General features: G+C 58.3%; 20 protein-coding genes and 1 tRNA gene. 13 read left to right on the top strand and 8 right to left on the bottom strand.

Features of this window, described 5'->3' with window-relative positions:
• Positions 1–207: 207 nt before the first annotated feature.
• A tRNA-Asp gene (locus tag M9920_16955) sits at positions 208–284 on the top strand.
• Between the two features lie 371 nt (positions 285–655).
• Positions 656–3,589 (top strand): C45 family autoproteolytic acyltransferase/hydrolase, encoded by a 2,934-nt coding sequence (locus tag M9920_16950; GenBank protein ID MCO5053968.1) that lies wholly within the window; start codon positions 656–658, stop codon positions 3,587–3,589.
• Between the two features lie 171 nt (positions 3,590–3,760).
• Here the strand turns inward: M9920_16950 and wrbA are convergent, their stop codons facing one another.
• Together wrbA and M9920_16940 are read right to left on the bottom strand one after the other, a co-directional pair.
• Positions 3,761–4,360: an NAD(P)H:quinone oxidoreductase gene (wrbA, locus tag M9920_16945; GenBank protein MCO5053967.1), complete on the bottom strand. Its 600-nt coding sequence runs from the start codon at positions 4,358–4,360 to the stop codon at positions 3,761–3,763.
• 23 nt (positions 4,361–4,383) lie between these two features.
• A complete protein-coding gene (locus M9920_16940; protein MCO5053966.1) occupies positions 4,384–5,106 on the bottom strand; it encodes a pirin family protein in 723 nt (240 codons plus the stop codon).
• A gap of 77 nt (positions 5,107–5,183) precedes the next feature.
• On the opposite strand from M9920_16940, the gene M9920_16935 reads away from it, so the two are divergent.
• The gene (locus tag M9920_16935; protein ID MCO5053965.1) at positions 5,184–6,074 is read left to right on the top strand and encodes a LysR family transcriptional regulator; all 891 of its coding nucleotides are present in this window, start codon (positions 5,184–5,186) and stop codon (positions 6,072–6,074) included.
• Between the two features lie 234 nt (positions 6,075–6,308).
• On the opposite strand, the gene M9920_16930 is transcribed toward M9920_16935, so the two are convergent.
• The 4 genes from M9920_16930 to M9920_16915 form a co-directional block, all read right to left on the bottom strand.
• On the bottom strand, positions 6,309–6,962 hold the full coding sequence (locus M9920_16930; GenBank protein ID MCO5053964.1) for a YceI family protein: 654 nt from the start codon (positions 6,960–6,962) through the stop codon (positions 6,309–6,311).
• A 112-nt stretch (positions 6,963–7,074) separates the two neighbouring features.
• Positions 7,075–7,992, bottom strand: coding sequence for a ThuA domain-containing protein (locus M9920_16925; protein MCO5053963.1), 918 nt, complete (start codon positions 7,990–7,992; stop codon positions 7,075–7,077).
• Positions 7,993–8,102: 110 nt separating this feature from the next.
• Positions 8,103–8,957, bottom strand: coding sequence for a peptide chain release factor N(5)-glutamine methyltransferase (gene prmC, locus M9920_16920; protein ID MCO5053962.1), 855 nt, complete (start codon positions 8,955–8,957; stop codon positions 8,103–8,105).
• A 4-nt stretch (positions 8,958–8,961) separates the two neighbouring features.
• Positions 8,962–9,543, bottom strand: coding sequence for a thioredoxin family protein (locus tag M9920_16915; protein MCO5053961.1), 582 nt, complete (start codon positions 9,541–9,543; stop codon positions 8,962–8,964).
• 683 nt (positions 9,544–10,226) lie between these two features.
• Here M9920_16915 and dnaA point away from each other — a divergent pair.
• From dnaA to M9920_16885, 6 genes are all read left to right on the top strand, one after another.
• Complete coding sequence (gene dnaA / locus M9920_16910; GenBank protein ID MCO5053960.1) at positions 10,227–11,558, top strand: chromosomal replication initiator protein DnaA; 1,332 nt, start codon at positions 10,227–10,229, stop codon at positions 11,556–11,558.
• Positions 11,559–11,625: 67 nt separating this feature from the next.
• Entirely contained in the window at positions 11,626–12,603 is a 978-nt protein-coding gene (locus M9920_16905) for an ABC transporter ATP-binding protein (GenBank protein MCO5053959.1), read from the top strand.
• An 81-nt stretch (positions 12,604–12,684) separates the two neighbouring features.
• Entirely contained in the window at positions 12,685–13,104 is a 420-nt protein-coding gene (locus M9920_16900; GenBank protein ID MCO5053958.1) for a secondary thiamine-phosphate synthase enzyme YjbQ, read from the top strand.
• Between the two features lie 938 nt (positions 13,105–14,042).
• Complete coding sequence (locus M9920_16895) at positions 14,043–15,089, top strand: polyprenyl synthetase family protein (protein MCO5053957.1); 1,047 nt, start codon at positions 14,043–14,045, stop codon at positions 15,087–15,089.
• A gap of 17 nt (positions 15,090–15,106) precedes the next feature.
• A complete protein-coding gene (locus M9920_16890; protein ID MCO5053956.1) occupies positions 15,107–15,754 on the top strand; it encodes a sigma-70 family RNA polymerase sigma factor in 648 nt (215 codons plus the stop codon).
• A 34-nt stretch (positions 15,755–15,788) separates the two neighbouring features.
• A complete protein-coding gene (locus M9920_16885; GenBank protein ID MCO5053955.1) occupies positions 15,789–16,292 on the top strand; it encodes a hypothetical protein in 504 nt (167 codons plus the stop codon).
• Between the two features lie 55 nt (positions 16,293–16,347).
• Here M9920_16885 and M9920_16880 read toward each other — a convergent pair whose 3' ends face one another.
• Positions 16,348–17,550, bottom strand: coding sequence for a CvpA family protein (locus M9920_16880; GenBank protein MCO5053954.1), 1,203 nt, complete (start codon positions 17,548–17,550; stop codon positions 16,348–16,350).
• 257 nt (positions 17,551–17,807) lie between these two features.
• On the opposite strand from M9920_16880, the gene nifJ reads away from it, so the two are divergent.
• Together nifJ and M9920_16870 are read left to right on the top strand one after the other, a co-directional pair.
• Complete coding sequence (nifJ, locus tag M9920_16875; GenBank protein ID MCO5053953.1) at positions 17,808–21,422, top strand: pyruvate:ferredoxin (flavodoxin) oxidoreductase; 3,615 nt, start codon at positions 17,808–17,810, stop codon at positions 21,420–21,422.
• A 69-nt stretch (positions 21,423–21,491) separates the two neighbouring features.
• A complete protein-coding gene (locus M9920_16870) occupies positions 21,492–22,487 on the top strand; it encodes a dihydroorotate dehydrogenase-like protein (protein MCO5053952.1) in 996 nt (331 codons plus the stop codon).
• Positions 22,488–23,003: 516 nt separating this feature from the next.
• Here the strand turns inward: M9920_16870 and M9920_16865 are convergent.
• Positions 23,004–23,372 carry a hypothetical protein gene (locus M9920_16865; protein ID MCO5053951.1) on the bottom strand — a complete coding sequence of 123 codons (369 nt, stop codon included), beginning with the start codon at positions 23,370–23,372 and terminating at the stop codon, positions 23,004–23,006.
• Between the two features lie 437 nt (positions 23,373–23,809).
• On the opposite strand from M9920_16865, the gene M9920_16860 reads away from it, so the two are divergent.
• On the top strand, positions 23,810–24,229 hold the full coding sequence (locus tag M9920_16860; protein MCO5053950.1) for a DUF309 domain-containing protein: 420 nt from the start codon (positions 23,810–23,812) through the stop codon (positions 24,227–24,229).
• Between the two features lie 152 nt (positions 24,230–24,381).
• Positions 24,382–24,999 (top strand): 4Fe-4S dicluster domain-containing protein, encoded by a 618-nt coding sequence (locus M9920_16855; GenBank protein ID MCO5053949.1) that lies wholly within the window; start codon positions 24,382–24,384, stop codon positions 24,997–24,999.
• The last annotated feature ends 15 nt before the right edge of the window (positions 25,000–25,014 follow it).

The following is a 25,014-nucleotide window of genomic DNA, read 5'->3' as shown; positions in this document are numbered from 1 at the left end:
AGGATTGACCCGACAATGGGCTACGGGGTTTTTGCGCGTGGCGAAGATTGACATTTAAAAGACCATCTTCAAGTATTCAGTGTTCGGGTAGCAGTACGTTTCTTCAGCGGGGTTCCCCACCCCCACCTCCTTGGCGTCTGCTGCCCGAATTTTTCCAGCTTCTGCTTGACCCTTGGATGCGGTTTGCCTAACGTCACTCTCCCACGCGGGGGCGTAGCTCAACTGGTTAGAGCGCTGCCCTGTCACGGCAGAGGTTACGGGTTCGAGCCCCGCCGCTCCCGCCATTCTCTTCTTTGGCTTTACAGCAAGGTCGCGCCGCCTAGCGGCGGAAATCCAGCAACCCTCCCGTCCCGTTGCAAGATGGATTTATCTTCACGAAATTTTACCTGTTGCGGCGACGGTTCACTCTTCTTCGTGTTGGATTAGATCGCCGGCTCGGTGACTGGAATTCGTTCGGTTGCCTGGCAAGGCCCTCGGTTCGGGGTTACCCGGCGACGAGGGCGTCGCCGCCACGCGGCCGGCGCTACGCAATACGGGCGGACGGTTTGTAACTGGTGATTGTGGCGCACTGCTCCGTTTTGTGCGTGCCGCAGACACGAAAGAAAACGGCTTCGCCCGCTTGCGCTCAGGGGCAGGAAGGTTAGAATTTGCGCCCATGCACAGTTTTCAAGTTTCAAAGTTCGCGCGGTGGAGTGTTTTCGTCGTCCCTTCCAATCTCCGGCGGCTGGCGGTGCTGACGCTGTTGGTCGGTGGGTTGATGGGGTATTCGACGCTGCCCATTGCGGCGCAGACGAACCCAACCCATTCCGTCACGGTAACCAAGACGTTTGACGGCGAGCCGTTCACCTACGAAGTGGTGGGGCGCGAGGTGGGTTCGGGTTATCACATCCTGCAATTGCGGTTTCCTTCGCCGGTGCAATCGGTGTTGCCGCAGAACAACACGGTGCCGGCGCGGTTGTTCCTGCCGGATCAACTTTCGTCCGAGGGCGCAAAACGTCCGGCGGTCATCTGCCTGCCGATTCTCAATGGCGACGAGGATTTGAGCAGCGCGGTTTGTTCAGTGCTGGTGCAGCGCGGGATTCCGGCGCTGATGTTCACGTTGCCGTACTACAAAGAACGCGGTGGCAGTGAAGGGCCGCGCGTGTTGGAAAAGAATCTGCCCATGTTCCTCTCGGGCTTGGAGCAGACCCTGGCGGATATTCGCCGGGTGACGGATTTATTGGCGTCGCGCCCGGAAGTGGACGCGCAGCGTTTGGGCGTCACGGGCATCAGCCTCGGCGGCATTCTCGCCGGCACCGCGGGGGGCATGGACCCGCGCTTGCAACGGGTCGGGATGCTTTTGGCGGGCGGCGATTTACCGGCAATCATCGGGCACGCGCGCGAGACGCGTTCGCTGAATGCGTTGCTGCAACGCTTGTCGGCGGCGGATCGGGCGAAGGTGGACGCGCAATTGAAAGCTCTGGATCCGCTGACGCTCGCGCCCGCTTTGCGGGAACGCGCGGCGCAGGGGCGCGTGCTCATGATCAACGCCGGACAGGACGAAGTGATTCCGCCGGATTGCACGCGGAAGCTGGCCACCGCGCTGGGGATTGCCGATCGGGTGGTCTGGTTCGACGGGCTGGGGCATTACACGGCCATGGCGGAATTGCCGCGCGCATTGCGGTTGCTCGGCGATTTCTTTGCCCAAGATTTACCCGCCAATGCCGTGGTGGCCGCAAAACCAATCAGCGCGCAACCATTGACGCCGATGCAGCAAGTGGTGGGAGTGGTGCAACAAGCGATGACGATGATCACGGTGGAGCCGGCGCCGCGGCGCTGCCACTTTTTAGAAGCGGAATTTTCAATCGGTGGGGCGAACGGAAAGCCCATCGAGGGCCGCGCGCGGCTGGTGGTGGGCAACGCGGGTCGGTTCAGTTTGCGCTGTCAGTTGCCGATGTTGGGCGAAGTGATTGCGGGGCAGGGGAGTTACCCGTGGTTGTGCGGGGGGCCGGAGCAAACGGTGTTCGCCGGCACGTTGGCGCCAGTTACGAATCAGACCGCGTGGAGTCATCTGACTCCGGAGAATTTGATCAGCTATCGCATGGTGGCCGGATTGGGCGCGACGTTGGCCCTGGTGCCGGATCTGCCGCAAAAATGGATTCAAGCCGAGGTGGACTCCACCGCCACCGATGGACAGGTGCTGCGCGTGGCGGCGCGCGATAGTAGCGCTGGTTCAGTGCGATTAACGCTGGCGAAAGACGCGTTGACGCCGACGCGGGCAGATCTCGATTTCGGCGATTTGCGGGGGCACATCCGCATTTTGGGCTGGCAAACCAACACGCTGGCGACCGATGAACTTTTTGAGCCGCCTTTCAGCAATTCGCGTCGAGAAGTGCCCCAGGCGGAATTGTATCGGATGTTTTCCGCCGTGCTGAATTTCGCCGGTGAACTGCTGAATGATCAGACGGGCAAATCCGCCAGTCCTGCCGCGAGCGAACTGACGGTGGTGGCGCGGGATCCGGCTGGACACGGATTACTCGCGCAACTGTCCGGGAAAAAGATTTTGATGGTCAAAGGCACGCCGGAGCAGATGGGGGCCGCACACGGCGCGTTGCTGGGGGAGACGACGCGGCGGTTGGTGGAGCGAGTGGTTTATGGCGTGGGCGCGGCGGACACCATCCAATCCGGCAACTGGTTTCCCGATGTGCTGGGCGGAATTCAGCAGCGGGTCACGCCTTATTTGCCCGCGCGGTTTTTTGCCGAGACGGACGCGCTCGCGGCGGCGGCGCAGGTGCCGCCGCGGGACATGCGTTACGCCAATCTGTTTCCCGAGCGCTTTCATTGCAGTGGCGTGGCGTTGCGGGGCGGGGCGACCGTGGGCGGTCAGGTCTTGCACGCGCGGGTGCTGGATTACATGCGAGACATTGGTTTGCAACACGCGGCCACCGTCATGGTTTTTCAGCCGCAGGATCATCACGCGTGGATGAGCCTGAGTTACGCCGGTTTCCTGGGGACGGTTACCGCCATGAACGAGCGCGGACTGGCCATCGGCGAAATGGGCGGACGCGGCGAAGGGTTGTGGGACGGTCTGCCGATGAGCTTTTTGCTGCGGGACGTGATGGAGCGGGCGGCGACGGTGGAAGAAGCGCTGGCCATCATCCAAAGCACGCCGCGCACTTGTGAATACTATTACGTGGTGAGCGATAAAACCGGCGCGATGCGCGGGCTGCATTGTCTGCCGGATAAAATGGAGGTGTTGCAACCGGGACAACAACATCCGTTGCTGCCCGAAGTGCCGGAGGATGCGGTGTTCATGTCGGCGGGAGTTCGCGCCGAAACGCTGAGCCGCCGGTTACGCGAGAATTACGGGAAGATTGATGCGCCGCGCCTCATGGAAATCATCAAACGCCCGGTCGCCATGGAATCGAATTTGCACAATGCCATCTTCGCGCCGGAGACGTTGGAAATGTGGTTTGCCGATGCCGGGCGCACCACTCCGGCGTGCGATGAACCTTATACGCGTGTGAAACTGGACGAACTGCTGAAGTTTTACGAGACCGCGATGACGGCCAACAACGGCGAGGCGGTTCAGCGGGTGGGATCGAACTGAGAACGTCAGCGGATTTGATGCTGCTCCATCCGGTTCCGATTGCTCAACGCTCCGAGGCTATGGCGATCTGATTGAAGCTGTAGCCGTCGAAGCCGAACGGAATCAGATAGCGCAATTCACCCGCCGCAGGCATTAAACTGCGACGGGTGGTTAACAGTCTGCGCTCTCGGATCAGCGATTGAGTTTGGCGGCAATCGCCGCCACGTGCTGCCCTTGGAAACGCGCCATCGCGAGTTCCTTCACGCTGGGTTGTCGTGAGCCGTCCGAACCCGCGATGGTGGCCGCGCCCCACGGTGAACCGCCGCGCGTCTCGCTGATGTCGGTCAGTTCCGGGCACGAATAAGGCAAGCCGACGTAAATCATGCCGTGGTGCATCAGCGTGTTCACGAAACTCATGATCGTGCTTTCGTTGCCGCCGCCGGTGCCGGTGCTGGCAAAAACGCTGCTCACTTTGCCCACGAGTCCGCCTTTGACCCACAAGCTGCCAGTGTGATCGAGAAAATCACGCATCTGCGCGGCCATGTTGCCGAAGCGCGTGGGAGTGCCAAAGATGATGGCGTCGTAATCGCCCAGTTCCTTGGGATCGGCAATCGGCGCGGCTTGATCGAGTTTTACCCCGATGGCTTTGGCGCGTTCGACCGGGATGGTTTCCGGCACGCGCTTCAAAGTGACTTCGACGCCGGCGACGCCGCGGGCGCCTTCGGCGATGGCGTTGGCCATGGTTTCAATGTGTCCGTAGGTCGAGTAATAGAGGACCAGTAGTTTTGTCATAATATATTTTTCGTTGGCAACGTTTAGTTCAGATCAAACAACAGCGCTTCGGTCGGCTGCACGGCGGTAAAGGTCAGCCGTCCCGGCCGCTCCGTGCTCGCGCCGTCACCCGTTTCGAGCGCGACGCCATTGGCGGTCAGCGCTCCCGTTGCGACGTGCAACCACGCGCCGCGTCCGGGTTGCAGAGTGTGCGTGACGGTCTGCCCCGGTTTCAATCGGATTCGATAAATGTCCGCGTCCTGATGGATCGTGGCGGAGCCTTCGCGTCCGTCGGGCGAAATGACCAGCACCTTGGCGGCGTCCGCGTGTTCGGCTTGCGGATGCCATTCAGTGTAACTGGGCGTCAAACCACGGGTGCGCGGTTGAATCCAGATCTGCAGGAAATGCAGCGGGTCGTTCGCCGAGGGATTAAATTCACTGTGCGCGACGCCTTGGCCCGCGCTCATGAGTTGAATCTGGCCCGGCTTGAGTTGACGTCCGTTACCCAGGCTGTCCCGATGTTCCAAAGCGCCTTCCAGCACGTAACTGAAAATTTCCATGTCGCGGTGCGGATGCGTGCCAAAGCCGCGTCCGGGCGCAACCCGATCGTCATTGATGACGCGCAGGGAGCGAAAGCCCATGTGCGCCGGATCGTAGTAATCGGCAAAGGAGAAGGTATGATGGGATTTGAGCCAGCCGTGATCGGCAAAGCCGCGTTCGTTGGCTCGTCGGAGATTTAGTTCAGACGTTATCGTTTTCACGCCCATAGTATTCACGCGGTTCAATCCATCGGCCAATGCTCAGTGGTTTGCCTGAGACTGACTTTTGCGTATGCTGCCCCGGCATGGAACTTCGACAATTGCGTTACTTTGTGGCCGTGGCGGAGATCGGGAACATCAGTCGCGCGGCCCGGAAAATTTTTCTGACGCAATCCGCTTTGAGCCGGCAGATCAAGGCGCTGGAAGAGGAAATCGGAGCGTGCCTGCTGGAACGTCACGCCCATTCGATCCGACTGACGCCGACGGGGGAAGCGTTGCTGATCGAGGCGCGCGAGTTGTTGGAGCGTGTCGAGCAAATGACAGAGCGGGTGCGTCGCATCGGTCGCGGGGCGCGATTGCGGGTCGGCTATGCGCCGTCGCTGGCCGCCGGGATTTTGCCGGTGGCCGTGGAAAATTTCACACAGGTTCACCCGAATGCGCGAGTGGAATTGTTCGATTTGGCGACCAACGAAATGCTCGCCGAGTTGAGTCATAACCGGCTCGACGTGGTGGTCAGCGTGGCGCCGGTCAATGAGACGCGCGAGTTGCGGTGGGTGCCGCTGGTTCGCTCGGAGTGGCGCCTGGTCCTCAAGCGAAATGATGCGCTCGCCCGACAAAAGCAAATCGCGCCCGCCGACGCGGCCAAGCAACCGCTGTTGATGTTCTGTAAGCGGGATTATCCGGAGTATTGGGAGCTGGTGATCGGCTGGTTTCGCGCGCGACGGCTGCGACCTCAGATCGCCGGCGAATATGATGGAGTGGACAGTTTGATGGCGGCGGTGGAAGCGGGACTGGGAGTGGCGGTGGTGACCACGCGAACCGCGGATCGGCTGGCCAAACGGGTTTTGTTGAAACCTCTGGCCACGCCGCCTGCACCGCTGTGCATTGCGGCGGGGTATCCGGCGAATCGAGCCGAGGATAAACCCCTCGCCGTTTTTATCGAAGAACTGCGCAAAGCCGCGGCGCATGCGGAATGAACGGGCCAGTGCCCCGCAACCGCAATTCGACCACCAGCGCGTGGATTGCTCCCTTTTCAGAAGTCGTGACGGTTTGATCAGAGGCCGTGGCAATAAACCGGAACGATCCGATTGGAGTTTGGGTGGAACGGCCAAGTTGGCCGTTCCACCTGGACCAACTGCATCGTTCCGGATAAAAAAAGGCTGCTCACGGAAAGAGCAGCCTGGTGTGAAAATTAAGGTGGCTTGAACGGATTACTTCTTCTCCGCCAGTTCCCACTCGAATTTGATTTTCAGGTCGTTTCCCACTTTGATCGTGGTTACCACCAGATTAATGGTCGGCGGCTGGATATCGTAGTCGGACAATTTAATCGGCGTGCTGCCGATGACCTTTAGCTTTCCGTCCTTCTTTTCGATGGTGACGGGGAAGGTATTGGTGACGGTTTTGCCGGCAATCGCCAGCGTGCCGGTGGCTTCAAATTCCACGGGGCCGGTGGCTCCGGGTTGGGATTTGGGTTTCAAGCTGATCAGGCGATATTCGAAGCGCGGGTGTTTGTCGGCCTTCACCGCTTTCTGCATGTTTTTGTCCTGCGCGGAATTGCCGCTCTGGAAGGTGCGGGCCGGAAGGTTGGCCACCACTTTGGGAGTGGCCGCCGCCGCATCGGTCAGGGCCGATTCAGGAAAGCCGGGGGCCGCTTCAATGTAACCGCTGATGATTTTCGACGTCATGGTCCAATCGTGGATCGAGGAGGTGCCGTCAATCGCACAAGAACTGCCGCCGGACACCGCTTCGTAGCGGACCAGGTCTTGTGCGGTGGCCCACATGAGCGTGGCGGCAAACAAGCAGGCTGAGACGCCCATGAGTCTGGTTTTAGGGAAAGCGAGATTCACCGTTCGTTTCGTTTTCATATCATTACACTTTTAAATTCAATACAAAGTTGGACGTAGAAAGTTTTCAATCATTCAAAATCCCATCGTGCCGGACGGCGCGATTCCGGCGCGCCGACTGTTCAATCCCCATTCAGTCATTCAAATCGCACGGGGCCAGGCCCAACGCCCAGCGGATTCCGCCTAGTATGTGCTGTTGATAAGCTTCCGCAACTTCGGGAGCGTTCTTGATTCCGCCGGACTGAGCCGGGCTGTTGGGCTCCCAAACATCTTCGCGATGACCAAACGAGGTGTAGAACACGCGGCCCTGGCCATACATTTTCGCCCAAGCCACCGGATAGTGTCCGGGAGTTTTGTCATTGGGATGTTTATCCAGTGACAACAAGTCATGCACCTTGGTGCGGTCGTAATTTTTGAACTGATAAATTTCATCGAACACCGTCCAGGTGGCCGGCAGGTGCTGGCACGCGGCGCAGTCCGGATTCAGGTTGATGGCATCCACCGAGACTTGCGGACCGTGCGTCTTAAATTCCCCACCCACCATCTCGGTGAATACGGGAAAGCCGTGGAACGTGTCGGAAGCGGCGTGCATGCCGACGAACGCTTTGCCGGAGCGAATCCAATTCAGAAAGCCCGCGAGATCGGGAATCGGCAGGTCACCGGTGGTATTGGCAAAAATCACCGCATCGTACTGCTTCAAGGCCGCCACGCTCAGTTTCTCCGCCAGAACGGCCTTGATGGCGGCTTCGTATTTGGCCTTGTCCAGTTTGCCATCGGCGCCCTTCAGTTCGGGAGCGTTGGGAGAGACGCGCGCATAGTCCACCGTAAAATCCCCGCTGCGGGCGCCGAGCTGAGCGATGATTTTTTCCGCCGTCTCAATCGAGCTATGCCGGAAGCCCGTCGTGGTCGTCACCACCAGCACATGCTTCGGTGACTTGCTTTGAGCGCAGCAGGAGGAAGTGCGGCAGCCGGAAACGACGAGGCCGAGCAGCAGCGTCCCCAGCATGATCAGGGACAATGGCTTGGCAGTGAGCGAGCGTGAAGTTTTCATTTAATCTGCGGATAGTCTGCGTTGGTTCACCACTCATTGGCGAGGAAAAATCCCAGGAAAATTGTCGGGGCGGACGGGATTGGTCTGGTCGCGGCGACGGCCGTCACGGGCTAACCGCGATCTGCGATCAAGATGCGCTCGAGACCGGAATAATCCTTGTGAATCGTGAGGTTCGTCCAGTTTTGGCTACTAAAGATTTCGCGTAGCGCCGCCGCCTGACCGGCGCCGAATTCAAGCATGATTTTACCGCCGGGGTTCAGGTGCGGCGCAGCGTTCGCTGCCAGGTAGCGGTAAAAATCCAATCCGTCCGCACCCCCATCCAAAGCCCGATGGGGATCATATTCGCGCACTTCCACTTGCAGCGTTTCAATTTCCGCAGTGGGAATGTAGGGCGGGTTGCTGATGATGAGGTCGAACGATTCGTCGGTTCTCAACGCGTTGAATTTGTCGCCTTGGCGAAATTCAATGGACTTGCCGGCTTGATTGGTCGCCGCATTTTGTCGGGCGGTTTTCAAGGCGTCGTCGGAAACATCGGTGGCGACGATTTTGGCGGTTGGACATTTCGCGGCAAGCGCGATGGCCAGGCAACCGCTCCCCGTGCCGAGGTCCAGGGCGCAGGCGGGCGTGGAATTCAAGTTGCGGAGAAACAGCCATCCCGACTCGGCCAGCAGTTCGGTTTCCGGGCGGGGCACCAGTACATTTCGGTTCACGACGATTTCGAAGCCGCAAAACGAGGTTGAACCAGTCAGATGTTGCAGCGGTTCACGTTGACCACGGCGTTGAACGAGCGCGCGCAGCAAATTCAGTTCGGTCTCGGTCAATTGCCGTTCGAACTGCAAATAGAGCTGCATGCGCGGTAATTGCAGGACGTGAGCCAGGAGCAGCTCGGTTTGGAGGCGCGGGGAATCCACCCCCTTTTTGGTGAGAAAATCGGTGCTTCTCGTGATGACTTCGAGGACCGTCACACGTTCAATGTCGGAAATAATCCGGTTCGTTGCCGGCCTTCCATTTGATATTGCAGCCGAGGCTCGGCTTTTGGGTGGCCGGAACGGATTCTCCAGCCAGGACCGCATCGAGCGCCGCGCGCAAATCACGACCCGTCACGGGAATTCCGTTGCCGGGCCGGCTGTCGTCCAACTGACCGCGATAGACCAGTCGGCATTGGCCGTCGAACAGAAAGAAATCCGGCGTGCAGGCGGCCCGGTACCTGTGCGCCACGTTTTGGGTCGCATCGAAGAGATAGGGGAAAGAGTAACCCGCCGCGCGCACTTCCTCGGCCATGGCTGCGGGACTGTCTTCGGGATAAGCCTCCGCGTCGTTGGCGTTGATGGCTACGATCGCGACATTTTTGGCGGCGTAATCACGACCGAGTTGCGCCAATTCCGAGCGCACATGGCGCACGAAGGGGCAATGGTTGCAGATAAACATCACCAGCAGCGCGGAGGCGCCGCTGAAATCCCGCAAGGAAACAGTTTTATGCGTGGAATCCGGAAGTTCAAAGTCCGGCGCTAATGTGCCCAGTGGCAACATGGTGGAAGGAGTTCTCGCCATAGGCGAATTGTGGGAAAGCCTGTTGGGGAAGTCGAGCCAACCATTCAAGTGTTGAAATACTTTCCGAACTGTAGCGGTTGGACCAATCGCGGTGCTCCTCAAGCCCCGGATTGGTGAGGCTGACGCAAACGAGCCTCCCATCACCTTTGATTGGCAATTGAAATTTCGTTTGCGAGACCGGATTTAGGTTCCGGAAAAGTGGTGAATGGTTGTCGGCAAGTTCTTCGAGCGGTTGGTCTCAAACCCTGGAGAAGACGGAAAAACGCCCTGATTTTATTGCAAAAATCGCGCTGTGAATAACTCCGGAATAAGTCGTAATATATTGTCCTCGCAACCGATCGGTTGATTTCATAAAAATCTTTCTCGCGAACCAGAAATTTTCTGTAACATGGCCCGCAGTAACCGAGTTGTACCGCGGGCTAATTTATTGACGGTTGTAAGTCGTTGTTTATCAATTGGATGTCAAGCGGCTTTCCGTGCGGAAAAGACTGGTTTCAGAGTTCGCCGGGACTTTTTACTGACGAAGGATTTTAAGTGTGTTAAAAATGGCGCGGCCAACGGCTCGCGGCAATGGAATTTGAAGCAAAGTGAATAAATCTCAGAATTTCAACATAAACGACGGAAAAAACTCGCAACCTTCAGCCGACAAAATCTGGGCCGCCGCACAGCAGCAACTACGGTCCATGACCAGTCCCGAGATGTTCAAGTTGTGGTTTGCTCCGCTGCGCGCGCGCACCTTGGAGGGCGATTGTCTGGTGCTTGAAGTCGCCAATGATTTTTGCGGGATGTGGCTTAAAGACAACCATCAAAAACTTCTGCAACAAGTGTTGAGTCTGGCAGCCGCGCAAGAGCTGCGCGTGCGGTTTGAAACCGCGAAGGACGCGCCGGTGTCAACGGCGGCAACGACGCCAAGGCCGGTAACGTCCGGCAAACCGGGGGTGGCGAATTCGCGGACAATCAGAAATGCCAGCGTCAGGAACGCCCCGGCTGACGAGTCGGTTTTCAATCCCAAGAACACCTTTGAAACCTTTGTGGTTGGAGACAACAACAATTTTGCCTGCGCTGCGGCGAAGGCGGTGGCCGAGGCGCCGGGCAAAGCCTACAACCCGCTGTTTCTTTATGGCGGCGTCGGTCTGGGAAAGACGCACCTGTTGCACGCCATTGGTCATCATGTGGCGAAATCCAAGAAGAACGCCCGGGTCGGTTACGTTTCCTGCGAAAAATTCACCAACGAGTACATTGACGCGATCCAGAACAATTCGGTGATGAAATTCCGGAAGCGATATCGCCAACTGGATGTGCTGTTGATTGACGACATTCAGTTTCTCGCTGGCAAGGAGCGGATTCAGGAGGAATTTTTCCATACGTTCAACGCGTTGCACGAGGCGCACCGGCAGATCGTGATGAGTTGTGATCGCCCCGCCGCCGAGATCAAAGATTTGGAGAAACGCCTGGCGTCGCGATTTGAATGGGGACTGGTCACCGATTTGCTCCCGCCCGATGTGGAGATTCGGCAGGCGATTCTGAAAAAGAAAGCGAGTCTGATGCCGGTGGAGTTGTCGGATGAGATCATCACTTTCCTGGCGCAACGCATTCGCAGCAATATCCGGCGGTTGGAAGGCGCGTTGATTCGCGTCGCTTCCTACAGTTCGCTGGTGGGGAAGAAGCTGAGCCTGGATGTCATTGAAGGGCTGTTGCGGGACATGCTCAACGAAGAGGGGCAAAACGCGGTGACCATGGAGCTGATCCAGAAACGCGTCGCGGAACATTACGACATCCGTCTGGCGGACATGACGAGCAAGCGGCGCCCGGAGAACATTGCCTTTCCGCGGCAGGTCGCCATGTATCTCTCGCGGCAACTTACGGAGCAATCGTTGAGCAGCATTGGCGAAGCTTTTGGCGGGCGGGATCACGGTACCGTGCTGCACGCCTGCCGCTTGGTTGAAGGGCGCATGACCATAGACGAAAACGTCCGCCAAGCCGTGAGTTATTTGCAAAAACTGCTGATGCGTTGAGCGACGTTCGGTAACGCGCCCGCACGGTCAGCCTTGAATTGTTAAGTTGGAAAGTAAAAACTCCGGTGTGCCAGCGATTGAGGTCAGCGGCCTGACCAAGACTTTCCGCATCTACAAAAAGCGCCCCGGCTTTCAAGGGGCGTTGCGCGGGCTGTTTCGGCGCGAATACGAGACGGTGGCCGCCGTCAGCAACGTCAGCTTCCAGATCGCACCTGGTGAACTCGTTGGCTTTCTTGGTCCCAACGGCGCCGGCAAAACCACCACGCTTAAAATGCTCGCCGGACTGTTGTACCCAACGGACGGACGGGCGCGCGTCCTGGGGCACGTTCCCTGGGAACGTGCCGATGCGTACCGCCGGCAGTTCGCGCTGGTCATGGGGCAGAAGAACCAATTGTGGTGGGACTTGCCCGCGCGCGAATCGTTGGAGTTGAACGCGCGGATTTACGGCATTCCCACGGGGCAGTTTGAACGCACCGTGGCCGAGCTGACGGAGTTGTTGGAGGTGCGTGAGAAACTCAACGTGAGCGTGCGCGAACTTTCGCTGGGCGAACGGATGAAGCTGGAATTGATCGCTTCCCTGTTGCACCAGCCCAAGGTTTTGTTTCTGGATGAGCCTACAATTGGCTTGGATGTGGTTTCGCAGCAAACGGTGCGGAAATTTTTACGCCACCATAACGCCACGCAAAAGACCACCATTCTGCTCACGAGCCACTACATGGAGGACATTGAAGCGCTTTGCCAGCGCGTGATCATCATTGACCACGGCCGGATTTCCTTTGATGGCCAGCTCAGCGAGGTCGTGGATCGTTTCGCTGATTTCAAACTGATCACCATTGAATACGACCGCGCCAGCGGACGGGATCAGGAAGCCTTACAGCGTTACGGCGAGGTGATCGAACAAACCGCGGGACGCATCAAACTCAAGGTCAAACGCGATCGCGTCATTTCGGTTTGCAAAGAGTTATTGGACCAATTCCCCGTGCGGGACATTGATATCGAGGAAGTTCCCATCGAAGAAGTGATCCGGCACATTTTCGCGCGTTGAATCGGCGGCGGCGGGATCGCCAGCGTGCGCTCTCGCAAATTCGGATTGGGCGCGTGCGGATTATGGCGAATAATCGGCGGAATGAAACATCTGACCGAATACCTTTGGTTTGAGACGCCGCACCGGCGCGACTACCTGAAGATCACGCCCACGATTGAAAAACTCGTCCGCCAGAGTGGAGTGCAGGAAGGACTTTGTTTGGTGAACGCCATGCACATCACCGCCAGCGTTTATATCAACGACGCCGAGGACGGCTTGTTGCATGACTACGACGTCTGGTTGGAGAAGTTGGCTCCGCATGAACCGACGACTCAATACCAGCACAATCGAACCGGCGAAGACAATGCCGACGCGCACATGAAACGTCAGATCATGGGACGCGAAGTGGTCGTCGCCATTACGCAGGGCCGGTTGGACCTCGGGCCGTGGGAGCAGATTTATTACGGCGAATTTGACGGCCGCCGCCGCAAACGGGTGTTGGTAAAAATCATCGGTGAATAGCGCGCCCTATTGTGGTTCAGGGACGCGGTGGAACGCGTCCCTCCCAAGGAAAATACAACCGCGAAATACACGAACGGGAAGACAAGGGAATGGTGGGCAAAGGGATGGGAAATGGGGGAGCACCGCCGTCCTCGGCGGTCGTCGTTCGCGTCTCGCGGACGACATCCAGGTTCTAAAGTTAAAGGCTACCGAGGCTCGGCTGGAACTGCGGCGAGACGCCGCAGCCACATGGTTGGCCGGGCACACGCTCGCGTCGCCGGTACCGTTATATCGGGAGGGACGACTTCCAGATTCTAAAGTTAAGGGCCACCGAGGCACAGAGGCATCGAGGGGAAGGGAAAATACAAGGGACGATTGTTGCTGAATCTTGGTGCGAAGGAGTTGGAGTTCAAACGCGGTACGTAAACCTATGGTCTCCAGCCGCCGATCAGAAATCCTGATCCGCTAAATCCTGTTCATCCTGTCAAAATCAAGCCCGCCCCACCCATGCGTTCGTACTACCGCTGTGCTGGGAGGGACGACTTCCACGTCGTCCCCAACTCATCAGAGAGATACGACCGCGAGATACACGAAACACGCGAACGGGAAGATAAGGGAATGATTGGCAAGGGAATGGCCATTGAGGGGAGCACCGCCGTCTCGGCGGTAGTCGTCCGCGTCTCGCGGACGACATTCAGGTTCTAAAGTTAAAGGCTACCGAGGCGTCTCGACTCGGTGCGGTCAGAACTGCGGCGGGGCGCCGCCGCCACATTGTTGGCCGAACACACGCTCACGGCGACGGCGCCGTTATGTTGGGATGGGTGACTTCCACGTCATCCCCAACCAATCAGGGACGCGGTGGGACGCGTCTCTCCCAAGAATTTAGGGCAGGGTGGCACACACCTCTTCCAGGGAAACAGGTTTGACTCACTTCCTGATGAAACTTAAATTGGTTTCGCATGGTGGCCGTTGAGTCTAAAATCCCCGCTACCGACGCCATTGCGGGACAGCGGGGTAAACTACCTACCGCTTGGAGGCAGTTCGTGGAGCCGGTCGAGCCTTTTCTTGACGCGGTTTCCCAATGTTTGTTGAGGCAGGTAAAAACTTTTGACCCGGCGTTGGCCGACTATGCCGAATACACCCTCAGTGGCAACGGCAAGCGCTTGCGCCCCGCTTTGGTGGCACTGGCCGCCAAGGCGCTCGGCAATCCCAACGAAGACCACGTCACCGTCGCCGCGATCATTGAAATGGTGCATTTGGCCACTCTGGTTCACGACGACGTGATGGACGAGGCGGAATTGCGACGCGGTAAATTGACGGTTGCCGCCAATTGGGGAAATGAAATCGCGGTGCTGTTTGGCGATTGCCTGTTTGCCCACGCGCTTACTCTGGCTGCGGGTTTTCCGACGCCGGAGGTTTGTCGTGCGGTCGCTTCCGCGACGAATACGGTTTGCTCGGGTGAAATTTTGCAAACCCGGCATCGGCGCAATTTCGCCCGCTCACAAAAGGAATACTTCCGCGTTTTGGAAATGAAAACGGCGGAGCTATTTGGGTTGTCGTGCGGTCTGGCGGCGTTCCTGGCCAACGCCACTCCGGCGCAACGCGCGGCGCTGCGCAGTTTCGGCATGGCTTTCGGCACTGCATATCAAATCTATGATGACTGCGTGGATTTGTTCGGTTCGGAAACGGAGGCGGGCAAATCGCTGGGCACGGACCTGGCCAAAGGCAAATTGACGTATCCCGTGTTGTTGGCGTGGGAACGCGCCGGACGCGAGGACCGGGCCAAGTTGGAAACGCTGGTGGAATCGTGGCAACCGACGGCTTTTGACTGGATTCAGCAGATCCTGCGGCGTCACGCCACTTTGAAGCCGACGGTGGATTTAATTGAACGCTATCTCGTTCAAGCCCGTCAAAGCCTCAGTCTGCTGCCAGAGTCCGAGGGGCATGCTGGCCTCTTGGTCGCCACTGAATATCTGGCGCAGCAGGCGGCTTTGTTGTCAGAATGATTGCGATACCTATAACCATGACCGAACCAGCATCGGATCAGACGGCGAGTGCGATGGACCCGGTCAAGCCGTCCGGTCCGGTGGTTTCATCAGTGCGTGCGGAAGAGGCCCAACTTATCGGTCGGGCGCAAAAGGGGGATCTGGCGGCTTACGATGAATTGGTGCGCCGCTATCAGGAGCGGATTTACGCCACCCTTTACCACATGACGTCCAATCACGAGGACGCGAACGACCTGACTCAGGAAGCGTTCATCAAAGCCTATCAGGTCTTGCAGAGTTTCAAGGGAGGTTCGAGCTTCTACACCTGGGTCTATCGGATTGCCGTCAACAAGACGATCAATTTCCTCAAGCAACGGAAGAACCGGTACGCCATGAGTTTGAACGATCTGGATTTTAATGCGGAGAAGGATCCGGATTTGGTGGCGTTGATTTCGGATAAAACCCCCCGTCGCGACATCGCTCTGGGGGAGTTGCACAAAAAATTGAACGAGGCCATGCAGAAACTGTCGGAACAACATCGGCTCGTTGTGACCCTGCACGACGTGCAAGGGCTGGCACACGAGGAGATTGCGGAGATCATGCAATGCAATGTGGGAACGGTCAGATCGCGCCTGTTTTATGCGCGACAGCAGTTGCAGGGAGATCTCGCGGATTATCTGAAGTAGTTGAGGAGATCAAACCAGTATCAAGTCAGGTCGTATGAGTGAGTCGCAAGGACCAGAAGATTTTGCCAAGTTGCAACAGTTGCTCAAGCTCAAGCGCTACGAACAACCGCACCCGCGCTATTTCAACGAGCTTCCGGGCCAGATAACCGCCCGGTTGCGCGCGAGCGAAACGTCCTCCGGCCAGCGGCTCAAGGCCGAGCTGGCGCGCGCTTCATGGTTGCAACGCGTCTGGCGCGTGATTGAAGGTCGTCCCGCCCTGTCTGGCGTTGTGACCGCCGGCGCTTGCGGTCTGTTGCTGTTGGGTGGCTTTCTTATGGTGGGAACGGAACCGCAGCCCGATTTGACCTTGGGGACGGTGGGCGCCACCGGATTGATTCAGCATCCGGCCGCCGCGCCAATGCTGGCAACCTCTGCCGCCGCCGTTGCGCCGATCTTTGCAACCAGCAGCAATTCATCCGCGATTTCTCCAGCCACCGGTTCTTTATTCAGTATTCCGCTGGGACCGGACTTGCAGCCGCAACCCGTCAGCTTCCGTTGAATTCCGAGTCAGACTGGAGCGAACCAGCCCATCAGCCGCGATGGCCAGGGCGGTTTCAATCTTCCTTCCGAAAGGCGAGGGGAACATCTCCCGACATGATCAGGTGATTGCCTTCAAATTTTGCCGTGTGCCGTTCTCCGTCCAGATTGAAATCGTAATCGTCGCCCTCCGCTGACCAGGTGCCGCGGCGATCGGTTGTTTGCTGAGGCATTCCCGGTTGCGCCAGCCCTTGCGGAAAATTTTTCACCACCAGCATTTTATCGGGAGCGGCCACGATCGTGCATTGCGCAAAGCGTTCCTTCAAAAACTCGCGCATACGGGCGATTTCGCCTCCGGCGAGATTGGGTTTAAGGCGACGGAACGCGAGCATGGTGCCGGAGGGGTTGAACACCCAGCGGCCCAACAACTTTTCGCGATCGTACTTATCGGACTTGCCGGTCACCAAATACTCCTGCAGATCAGCCAGATCCGGTTGCAAGGTCGCCCAGATTTGGTGCAACAATTCCGGGTTGGAAAAAATGGCTTGGGCGGAAGACTGCTCCATCACGGAATTGATGGGACTGGATTGCAAACGCATGTCCGCAAAGCCTTGATCTTTGCCCAGCGTTTGAAACTCGGGACGTTCGCCCAAACTCAAGAAACCCGGGTAGCGCAGGAAACGCGCTTCCAACAGGGGATTTTGAAACATCAACCCGGCGAGATCGGCGGTGTCGTAATACGGCGCTTTCATCGGATCAATGGACTTGCCCACGCGGTCCATGCCCGTGCTCTGCAAATCGTGCGCGAGCACATTCAGCAGGCGCAGGCCCTTGGGGTCGTTTTCCGAGGTGGCCAGTTGCACCGTCCAGTAGCCAAGAACGTAAATAACGAACGACAGCAGCACCAGATAAGCCACCCCGTTCAACACGCCCACGCAGGCGCCGAGCCGTTTGTTGAGTCGCTCCCACAGCGCCAATCGCAGATCGCCCGCTTTGTATTTGTAATAAACATCCACTTTTTGATGCACAAAAAACGCCCCCGTTTTGACCAGAGCGGAAATGAGAATGAACCCAAACAGCGGCGGTAAGGCCCACAGCCAGATGGGGCTTTGCACGCCCAACAAACCAAGGAGCGGCACGAAAATTTTGCCGGCCAGGGGCGCGAGCAGAAAGGCGAGGATGATGCCAAGGAAGGAAATTCCGGTGCGGATCGCCCCCTGATTATACCCGACCAGTGCGACCACCGCCAAAACGATGAGAGCCAACAACCAAATTGTCATGGCGGCAAATTAGAAACCATCAGTGGGAAAAGCACGCAGAAAATTCCCGCCGCCGCAGTCGGGCGCGTTCCGGATCGGATCGAAACTCCGTTTCTCCTGGTGACGGTCTGCCATTTGGCGGAAGGGTTCGCAGCACAGTTTCGACGGCCCGTTCCCGCCAGCGGACGCATCTGCGTCCCGCTAATAACAATTTCTGGTTATTGATTGGCAAGAGATGGTTTTCCTAACCACGCCGGTTCGGGAACGCTGATGGTCAGATGAATATCGCGCTCTGCCAGACCCTCGATGCTAATGAGGCCGTCGCTCGCATTGCCTACCAGTTGAGTGAGGTGATTGCCATTTATCCCATTACGCCCGCTTCGCCCATGGGTGAATGGGCGGATCAATGGGCGGCGTATCATCGGCATAATCTTTGGGGCACGGTACCGTCCGTGATCGAGATGCAAAGCGAGGCCGGCGCCGCGGGCGCCGTGCATGGCGCGCTCCAAACCGGCGCGCTGGCCACCACCTTCACCGCCTCGCAAGGGCTGCTGTTGATGCTTCCCAACATGTACAAAATCGCGGGGGAATTGACCCCGACGGTTTTTCACATCGCGGCGCGTTCGATTGCGGCTCAAGCCTTGTCCATCTTCGGCGACCATCAGGATGTCATGGCGGCACGCCAAACCGGTTGGGCGATGCTTTGTTCCAACTCCGTTCAGGAAGCGCAAGACCTGGCGTTGATTGCCCACGTCGCCACGCTGGCCGCGCGGATTCCGTTCGTGCATTTCTTCGATGGTTTCCGCACTTCGCATGAAGTCGGCAAGATCGAGATGATTTCCGAGGAAACCATCCGGGCCATGATCAATGAAGATCAAATCACGGCACATCGGGAACGCGGCTTGACCCCGGATCGTCCGGTGCTGCGCGGCACGGCTCAGAATCCCGACGTTTATTTTCAAGCGCGGGAAACGGTGAATCCATTCTACGCGCGCTGCGCCGAGATTGTGGAAGCCACCATGGCGAAGTTCGGTGAACTGACCGGACGCCACTATCAACTCTACGAGTATCACGGCGCGCCCGATGCGGAACGGGTGGTAGTCCTGATGGGATCAGGCGCCGAGGCGGTGCATGAAATGGTGGATCACTTGAACGCCGCCGGAGGCCGGTGCGGCGTGTTGAAAGTGCGGTTGTATCGGCCGTGGGACGCAGAACGCTTCATTGCCGCCCTGCCCGCATCGGTAAAGCGGCTGGCGGTTTTGGATCGCACCAAGGAGCCGGGCGCGGGCGGAGAGCCGCTTTATTTGGACGTGTTGCAAGCTCTGGCCGAAGCGGGACGGAAGTCCGCGGCAACCGGCAAAGCGAAATTTGCCCAACCGCTCCACGTGGTCGGCGGGCGTTACGGTTTATCTTCCAAGGAATTCACCCCGGCCATGGTGAAAGCGGTATTCGATAATCTCGCCGCGGCAGAACCCAAGAACCATTTCACTGTGGGCATCCACGACGATGTGAGTCACACGAGCCTGCCGGTGGAGGAGGATTTTTCAATCGAGCCGCCCGAGGTGACGCGCGCCTTGTTTTACGGATTGGGATCGGATGGCACCGTGGGCGCGAACAAGGAATCCATCAAAATCATCGGCGAAAACACGGATTATTTTGCGCAGGGTTATTTCGTTTATGATTCCAAGAAAGCGGGTGCGACCACCGTGTCGCACCTGCGCTTTGGGCCGAAACCCATCCGCTCGACCTACTTGATCACGCAGGCGAATTTCGTTGCGTGTCATCAACCGCTGTTCCTGCAACGCATGAACGTCGCCGAATGTCTCGCTCCTGGCGGCACGTTGTTGCTCAATTCACCGCATCAACCGGAAGCCGTCTGGCAGCATTTACCTCCGGAAACGCAGCGGGATTTGATCACCAAGCGGGCGAAGGTTTATACGATCAACGCGCTCGGCGTCGCTCGCGCCGCCGGCATGGGGTTGCGGATCAACACCGTAATGCAAACCTGTTTCTTCTCGGTGTCGGGCGTGTTGTCGGGCGATGCCGCCATCAACGCCATCAAAAATTCCATCAAGAAAACGTACGGTAAAAAGGGCGAGGAAGTGGTGCGGATGAACCTTGCCGCCGTGGACACGACCCTGGCGAATTTGTTCGAGGTGAAAGTGCCCGCCACCGTCGAAAGCGTGGCGGCCATCCGTCCGCCGGTGCCGCAGCACGCGCCGGATTTTGTGCGCCGCGTCCTCGGTCCGGTGATTGGTGGGAAGGGGGATCGCCTGCCGGTCAGCGCGCTGCCCAGCGATGGCACGTATCCCACCGCGACCGCCAAATGGGAAAAGCGGAATCTCGCCGTGGAAGTGCCGGTGTGGGAGCCGGACATTTGCATCCAATGCGGCAAGTGCGTCTTTGTTTGTCCGCATGCGGCGATCCGCAGCAAGGTGTACGATGACGCCGCCGCGGATCCGGCGACGTTTCAATCCGTGCCCGCCCGGCTGCCGGAATGGAAGAACAAGCGTTACACCCTGCAAGTGGCGGTGGAGGATTGCACCGGCTGTGGCGTGTGTGTGGATGTCTGTCCGGCGCGCAATAAATCCGAGGCCCGGCTGAAAGCCATCAACATGCGCCCGCAAGCTCCGGTGCGGGAGGCGGGCGTCAAGAACTGGGACCATTTCCTCACCATTCCCGAATTGGATCGGCGCTCGGTTTCCACGCAAAACGTGCGCGCCATGCAGGCGTTGGAGCCGTTGTTTGAATTCTCCGGAGCGTGCGCCGGCTGCGGCGAAACGCCGTATATCAAGCTGCTGACCCAGTTGTTTGGCGACCGCATGATCGTGGCCAACGCCACCGGTTGCTCCTCGATTTACGGCGGCAATTTGCCCACGACCCCCTGGACCAAAAACCATGAGGGGCGCGGTCCCGCTTGGAGTAATTCGCTGTTCGAGGACAACGCCGAATTTGGCTTGGGCTTCCGCGTGAGCCTTGACCAGCAACGTCAGTTCGCCGGTGAGTTGTTGCAAAAATTGGCGGGCGCGCTGGATGCGGAGTTGGTGAACGGCCTTTTGACCGCCGATCAAAAGGATGAGGCGGGAATTTACGAGCAACGGGAACGGGTGGCCGCACTTAAGCAAAAGCTGGCCGCCATGGATGCCCCCGAAGCCCGCCGGCTGCTCACTCTGGCCGATATGTTGGTGCGCAAAAGCGTGTGGATCATCGGCGGAGACGGCTGGGGTTACGACATCGGTTATGGCGGATTGGATCACGTCCTGGCCAGCGGCCGCAACGTGAAGGTGCTGCTGTTGGACACGGAAGTTTATTCCAACACTGGTGGGCAGGCCTCGAAATCCACGCCGCTCGGCGCCGTGGCGAAATTCGCCGTGGGCGGCAAACCCGCCGCCAAGAAAGACCTCGGGCTGATTGCCATGACGTATGGGAACATCTACGTGGCCAGCGTGGCGATGGGCGCGAAGGATGAACACACGCTGAAAACTTTTCTCGAAGCGGAAGCGTATGACGGGCCGGCGCTGATCATTGCCTACTCGCAGTGCATTGCGCACGGCATCAACATGGCCACCGGCATGCAAAACCAGAAGGCGGCGGTGAACTCAGGCCATTGGTTGTTGTATCGCTACCATCCGGATCGCGCGGCGCGCGGCGAGAACCCGTTGCAACTGGACTCCAGCAATCCGCGCCTCAAGCTGGCCGAGTATCGCGCCATGGAAAATCGCTACAAAATGCTCAGCCAAAGCCATCCGGACGCCGCTCAAACCATGCTGGCCCAGGCGCAGGAGGAAGTGAATCTGCGCTGGAAATTATACCAGCACCTGGCGGCTCGGGACTTGAAACCGGCCGCGACCCCGGCGGCGCCGCCAGCGGCGGTCCCGCCGGCCCCGCAATGAACCTGATGCAACCGCAGTCGTAAGCATGAAAACGTAAAGTGAACCGCGCGAAATCCCAGGGAGGCAATTATGAATCTTGAAACCACCTATCTCGGCCTGCAACTCCGCTCGCCACTCGTCCCCTCGGCGGCCCAACCGCTCACGGAAAGTCTGGATCAAATCAAGCGTCTGGAGGATGCCGGGGCGGCGGCGATTGTGCTGCATTCGTTGTTCGAAGAGCAGCTCTCGCTCGAACGCCACGACTTGTTCGAGTGCCTGGAGCAGGGGACGGAAAGTTATGCCGAAGCCTTGAGCTATTTTCCCGTGCCGGCGGAATTTCACGTCGGTCCGGAGCTGTATTTGAAAAAACTCGCGCGGGCAAAAGCCGCCGTACGCGTGCCGGTCATCGGCAGTTTGAACGGGGCCACCCGCGGCAACTGGATGGATTACGCGCGGCGCATCGAGCAGGCGGGCGCGGATGCGCTGGAACTGAACATTTACTGGATCCCCACGGACCCGTCTTTGACGTCGCTCGAAATTGAGAACCTCTACGTGGAAATTCTGCAATCCGTCCGGCAACAGATTCGGATTCCCATTGCCGTGAAGCTCAGCCCGTTTTTCACCAACTTCGCCAACGTGGCGCGACGCTTGGAAGCGGCGGGCGCGGCGGGGTTGGTTTTGTTCAACCGCTTTTATCAGCCGGATTTGGATTTGGAAGCGCTGGAAGTGACCAACCAGGTGTTGTTGAGCACGCCCATGGACATGCGCCTGCCGTTGCGTTGGACCGCCATTCTGCGCGACCAACTAAGTCTCAGCCTGGCCGCCAGCAGCGGCATCCATCGCGCCAGTGACGCGTTGAAAATGCTGATGGCGGGCGCGGATGTGACGATGATGTGTTCCGCGTTGTTGCGACATGGGGAGCGGCATCTGACCGCGGTGGAGCGGGAAATGTGCGACTGGCTGGAACAGCACGGTTATGAATCGCTCGCGCAACTGCGCGGCAGCATGAGCCAGCGGAGCTGTCCGGACCCGGCGGCCTTCGAGCGCGCCCAATACGTGCGTGCGGTTTCGAGTTACCCACGATGAAACTTCTCGGGGGCAATGGAACACGCCTGGATTTCACTGGTGGTTTGCGCGTCATGTTCTGCGGATTCGCGGCTTAGCCGGAACGGTTCGATTGGAGTTTAGGTGGAACGGGCCACTGGCCCGTTCGGTCGGGCTACCAGCCCGATCGCCGACCGCAAAGAGTACGAACCCAATGGTGTGCGATCTCCGTACGCTCGGCTGGGCGGCAGGTTGCCGCCCAGAACGGCCAAGTTGGCCGTTCCACCCGGACCAACTGCATCCTTCCGGCTTGGTCCAATAGAAGAATTTCTATAGCCACCGTGAGGGGGCGTCACCTCCAACTTCAAACCAAGTGCCGATATGAAACTGGCGGCTGTCATGGGTTCGGGATGTGCCTCTGCGCGGTAGCGTCTTGGACTGCGGCAGTCTTCTGCCGCTTTCCCGTCGCGCGCCGGTGATTCCAAAGCGGCAGCGGACTGCCGCACTCCAAAACCTTGCGGGCATTGACGCCGTTGCTCCATTCAGACTGAACTTTCATTACGAGCGGATGGGCTTGGGGCGGATGCCGCGAGCCGCGAGCCACAGCGCCCCGGCGCATAAAACCAACGCCAACGACGACGGCTCGGGAATGGAGATCACCAGATTGTCCAGCGTCCAGTTCTGCGTGGGGATTTCCACCCGAAGTAGATTGGAAAATTCCGCGCCGAAATAGAAGGTTTGGAAATCCGCCAGCGGCCCCGTGCCATCAATGATGCCGTCCGTGGTGAAGCTGGTGAACACCACGCTGCCATCCGCCCGATAGCCGTAGAAGGGCACCGTGACAGCATCAGGAACGACGGTGCTGTATTCCGCCAAATCCACCGCCACCAAGTTGAAGCTCGATCCATTGGTGAAGCTGAATTGCAAGGTGCTTCCTAACCCCGCCTGTAAATAAGTTGTACCATTTTCTGGATAAAATAATACCCCCCCTCCCTGACGCACGAATCCCACCGAACCAATCGGTGTGAACGATATGTTAGCTTCATCGTATCTCTGAGTCAGGACCGCAGAGCCTAGTGGCAGGATAGGCGGGCCATCAAAAGTGATGGTCCCTTGCCCGAAGGAAGAATAGGTCGCGATAGAAAGACAGGCGAACAGCAAAGGCGCATTTTTTTTATTTTCATGGCGATTATCATTGGGTCGTGATGGCAGCCACTGTTTGAAACAGTGACGGCGTCATCATTATTTATCGCGGTCATCATCTGGTTATCGCCTTGGTGCGACAAAACATCAATCCCTTTTATTGGCATTTGCAGCTCGTAAATTGGCTTGGGCCGGGTGCGAGGCGCGGGTAACTTTGGCGCGTGAGCAGAAAGAGCGGCAAGATCGCCGAACGCATCGCCGCGTTTCAGGGCGGCGGTCTGAACGCGCATTACCTCGGATATTTCGATTGCTTCAATCAACAGCAGTTTTACGAGGCGCATGACGTGTTGGAGGAACTTTGGCTGGCGGATCGGCAGGGGCCGAACGGTGATTTTTACAAGGGTTTGATCCAACTGGCCGGGGCGTTTGTGCATCTGCAAAAAAATCGCCTGCGTCCCGCTGCGGCGCTGTTCGAATTGGCGCGCGCCAATCTGGGCAAGTATCCGGCCCAACAGGAGCGGCTGGATTTGGCGCGGGTCTTGAGCCTGATTGCGCAATGGTCGGAAGAGTTGGCGGCGGCTGATTTTCAGCGCAATCCGTGGTTGGAAATTCCCGCTCCGGTGCTGACTTTGACGCATTAAGTTTCCCGGGAGCGCGATACCGTTGGCTTGCGTCTGGAACGAGAGCTTCTTACTCTGCCGGGGTTCGTTCGGAGTGAGGCGCAACTGGCGCGGGCCAGGGAATCTTCGCTCCGGCGCGTTACAGATTCGGCTTGAGCACCTGAACATAATTCATGCTGGGCGAAGGGATCATCAAAGGCATGGTGGAGACCGCGCGGAATTTTCTGGGCAGCTATGTCCGGGACGATCGGTTGACCACGGTGGAGTATCCCGAGGAGCGCGCGCCGCAAATCGAGAACGCACGCCAGTTCCCCTTTCTCGTGTACGATGGCGACGATTGGCATGAGGGGATGCGCTGTGTGGCGTGCCAGATTTGCGAGAAGGAATGTCCGCCCAAGTGCATTTACATCGTCAAGAGCAAGGACAAGAAACCGGATTACAAGGGGCAGACGCAGTTTTATCCGGCGGTCTTCGATATTGACGTTTCGGTGTGCATGAGCTGCCAGATTTGCGTGGAAGTTTGTCCCTTCGAAGCGATCAAGATGGACACGGATTACGAGTGGAGCGCCACGGATCGGTTCGGAAAATTACTCGTCCACAAGCAGCAACTGGCCCGACCCAATTCGCACTACCAGAAACTCCATCCGACCGATGCGGCGGTCTCGGATGCGGCGTTGGCGCGGGAATTGGCCAAGGCGCAGGCCAAAGCCAAGGCTGCGGCGGAAGCAAAAGCCGCGGCGGAAAGCAAACCTCGCCCGCCCGCCGCGTCGCCTCCAACCCGAACCGATTGATGACCTGATGCGCGT

It is taken from the genome of Verrucomicrobiia bacterium (assembly GCA_023953615.1).
Classification (GTDB): domain Bacteria; phylum Verrucomicrobiota; class Verrucomicrobiia; order Limisphaerales; family JADLHS01; genus JADLHS01.
The sequence above is the reverse complement of the archived record's forward strand: the minus strand, read 5'-3'. Positions and strand labels throughout refer to the sequence as shown.

What these genes read in the sequence shown, in the direction of transcription:
- M9920_16915 (MCO5053961.1), bottom strand. Translation starts at nt 9,543, where the DNA reads ATGGCGAGAACTCCTTCCACCATGTTGCCACTGGGCACATTAGCGCCG.
- M9920_16855 (MCO5053949.1), top strand. Translation starts at nt 24,382, where the DNA reads ATGCTGGGCGAAGGGATCATCAAAGGCATGGTGGAGACCGCGCGGAAT.
- M9920_16900 (MCO5053958.1), top strand. Translation starts at nt 12,685, where the DNA reads ATGAAACATCTGACCGAATACCTTTGGTTTGAGACGCCGCACCGGCGC.
- M9920_16895 (MCO5053957.1), top strand. Translation starts at nt 14,043, where the DNA reads ATGGTGGCCGTTGAGTCTAAAATCCCCGCTACCGACGCCATTGCGGGA.
- M9920_16870 (MCO5053952.1), top strand. Translation starts at nt 21,492, where the DNA reads ATGAATCTTGAAACCACCTATCTCGGCCTGCAACTCCGCTCGCCACTC.
- M9920_16925 (MCO5053963.1), bottom strand. Translation starts at nt 7,992, where the DNA reads ATGAAAACTTCACGCTCGCTCACTGCCAAGCCATTGTCCCTGATCATG.
- M9920_16950 (MCO5053968.1), top strand. Translation starts at nt 656, where the DNA reads ATGCACAGTTTTCAAGTTTCAAAGTTCGCGCGGTGGAGTGTTTTCGTC.
- M9920_16930 (MCO5053964.1), bottom strand. Translation starts at nt 6,962, where the DNA reads ATGAAAACGAAACGAACGGTGAATCTCGCTTTCCCTAAAACCAGACTC.
- M9920_16880 (MCO5053954.1), bottom strand. Translation starts at nt 17,550, where the DNA reads ATGACAATTTGGTTGTTGGCTCTCATCGTTTTGGCGGTGGTCGCACTG.
- M9920_16890 (MCO5053956.1), top strand. Translation starts at nt 15,107, where the DNA reads ATGACCGAACCAGCATCGGATCAGACGGCGAGTGCGATGGACCCGGTC.
- nifJ (MCO5053953.1), top strand. Translation starts at nt 17,808, where the DNA reads ATGAATATCGCGCTCTGCCAGACCCTCGATGCTAATGAGGCCGTCGCT.
- M9920_16940 (MCO5053966.1), bottom strand. Translation starts at nt 5,106, where the DNA reads ATGGGCGTGAAAACGATAACGTCTGAACTAAATCTCCGACGAGCCAAC.
- M9920_16885 (MCO5053955.1), top strand. Translation starts at nt 15,789, where the DNA reads ATGAGTGAGTCGCAAGGACCAGAAGATTTTGCCAAGTTGCAACAGTTG.
- wrbA (MCO5053967.1), bottom strand. Translation starts at nt 4,360, where the DNA reads ATGACAAAACTACTGGTCCTCTATTACTCGACCTACGGACACATTGAA.
- M9920_16935 (MCO5053965.1), top strand. Translation starts at nt 5,184, where the DNA reads ATGGAACTTCGACAATTGCGTTACTTTGTGGCCGTGGCGGAGATCGGG.
- dnaA (MCO5053960.1), top strand. Translation starts at nt 10,227, where the DNA reads ATGACCAGTCCCGAGATGTTCAAGTTGTGGTTTGCTCCGCTGCGCGCG.